The 1,319-nt window shown below is 65.3% G+C and carries 3 protein-coding genes; 2 read left to right on the top strand and 1 reads right to left on the bottom strand.

The features are described 5' to 3' along the window. Nucleotides 1–43 precede the first annotated feature (43 nt). Nucleotides 44–418, bottom strand: coding sequence for a MarR family EPS-associated transcriptional regulator (locus tag AC1D15_RS32670; protein WP_477829333.1), 375 nt, complete (start codon nt 416–418; stop codon nt 44–46). Nucleotides 419–609: 191 nt separating this feature from the next. Here AC1D15_RS32670 and AC1D15_RS32665 point away from each other — a divergent pair, with 191 nt between their 5' ends. Both AC1D15_RS32665 and AC1D15_RS32660 read left to right on the top strand, forming a co-directional pair. Next, on the top strand, nt 610–798 hold the full coding sequence (locus AC1D15_RS32665; RefSeq protein WP_477829332.1) for a hypothetical protein: 189 nt from the start codon (nt 610–612) through the stop codon (nt 796–798). After that, nucleotides 795–1,319 (top strand): hypothetical protein (locus AC1D15_RS32660; RefSeq protein WP_477829331.1); only part of this gene is annotated, 525 nt, incomplete at its 3' end. The genes AC1D15_RS32665 and AC1D15_RS32660, both read left to right, overlap by 4 nt.

Below are 1,319 nucleotides of genomic sequence, written 5' to 3'. Positions count from 1 at the left end.
ACCATGCCCGAGGCACCAGCGACAAGGATCTTGGTATTCAAGTTCATTTGGGAGGTTGCTCTGGGTTCTCTGCCGCGGGAGCGGGTGTGGCGAGCTCACGCCGCAAGGCCTGCAGTTCCGCGTGCAGCGCCTCGAACTCCTGCTCCTTGCGGCGCAGGAAGGCGGCCGTGAGCTGCAGCTTGGCCGCCATGCCGCGAGGGGTCAGGTAGTAGGCGTAGGCAAGTTTGTGATCATTGCGCCGGAAATTGTTGGCCTTCACCCAGCCCCGGTCGACCAGCGCGCGAAGGCAGTAGTTCAACTTGCCCAGGCTGACACCCAGCCGAGCCGCCAGGCTGCGCTGGCTGGCGGCAGGCTCGGCGTTGAGCTGGCGCAAGAGTTCGAGGTCGAAATCTTCCTGCGGCATGAACAGCTTGTTCAAGTGTTGAACGGGCCGCCATCATACCCGCAAGGGGCGCGACGCCCGGTGCTGCCTGGGTGGCGGCGCAGCCGGGTGTCACAGCCGTGCCACAATCAAAAGCTGAGTCGCAAATCATGCCTGCCCGTTCGGGGCCAACTTCACGCGGATCCAGTCGGGCTGCGCCACACGAGGTCTCCATGCCTTTACTTCCCGTGCTCGCAGCCTTGGCCTTGCTGGCGCCGGCCCCGGCGTGGGCCTATGTCGACCCCGGTACCGGGCTGGTGCTCTGGCAAGGCCTGATCGCGCTGGTCGGTGCCGGCCTGCTTTTCATCCGCCATCCGATCCAAGGGTTCAGGAGGCTGTGGGCCTATCTGGCCCGCCTGGCCAAGACGAAGCGATGAGGGATCCGGAAGGGGCGATCCGCTTCGAGGCAGCACAACTCGTCCGGACCGTGAACAGGCCGCTCGACGCGGGCCATTTCCTGCACTCGCCGTTGGCGCGCCGATGGTGTGACGATGGACGGCTCGTGGCCTACCAGGTGACGCAGCCCGATACGGTCGTCTCGCCGAGGCTGCCCTTCGTTTCCCACCCTCATGAATGGTGTGACGCGCAACTTCACGGCGCCGCGCAGCTCACCTTGCAGCTTCAGAAGGAAGCGGTCGACGCGGGCTTCGATCTGAAGGATGCCTCGGCGTGGAACGTTCTGTATTCGGGCACGCAGCCGGTGTTCTGCGACCTGTTGTCCTTCACGCCCTTGCGTGAGAGGAACTGGTGGGCCCTCGGCCAGTACGCGCGTCATTTCGTGTTGCCCTTGCTCCTGTCCCGACACCGGGGCTTGAAGGCGCACCGCGCATTCGCGGCCTGGCGCGATGGCGTGCCACCCGATGCGGCACGCGACATGATGGGCTGGACTCGCTACCTC

The organism is Rhizobacter sp. P2_H2 (assembly GCF_056403375.1).
This window is presented reverse-complemented; position numbering and strand designations above follow the sequence as displayed.